Annotated in this window: 1 pseudogene; it reads right to left on the bottom strand. The window is 78.3% G+C overall.

What is annotated here, in order from left to right:
* Positions 1 to 446 (bottom strand): annotated as a pseudogene (locus IE312_RS43065) (FHA domain-containing protein); the annotation flags it as partial.

Here is a 446-nt window from a genome sequence, read left to right as displayed (position 1 = left end):
CGTCCGATGGTCACCTGGTTGCCGGAGAGCGTGCGCTGCTGCTCGGGCGAGTACGCGGGCAGGTTCAGGCCGGTGGCCTCGGGGCCGGAGCGCTGCATCATCGCCATGAAGTACTCGCGGTCCGGGCCGATGGTCGCCGTCCAGGTGGCCGGCTGGGCGGCCTGCGGGGCCGGCGGGAAGCCGTTGGGGCCGGTGGGGGCCTGGGTGCCGCCGGGCTGCGGGTAGCCGTAGCCGCCGCCCTGGCCGCCGGGGCCCTGACCCGGTCCGCCCGGTCCTCCCGGGCCGGTGGACGACGGCGGGGAGATCACCCAGTCGTCGTCACCCGCCGGCGGGCGGCCGGTCTCGCGCGGGAACGCGGGCGGAGCGGAGGTGCCGGCCTGCTGGAACCCCTGCGGGGCACCGCCGGGACCGCCGCCGAAGCCCTGACCGGGACCCTGTCCCTGGCC

Origin of the sequence: Streptomyces capoamus, assembly GCF_014654935.1 — a bacterium.
Lineage (GTDB): Bacteria > Actinomycetota > Actinomycetes > Streptomycetales > Streptomycetaceae > Streptomyces > Streptomyces capoamus.
The sequence above is the reverse complement of the archived record's forward strand: the minus strand, read 5'-3'. Positions and strand labels throughout refer to the sequence as shown.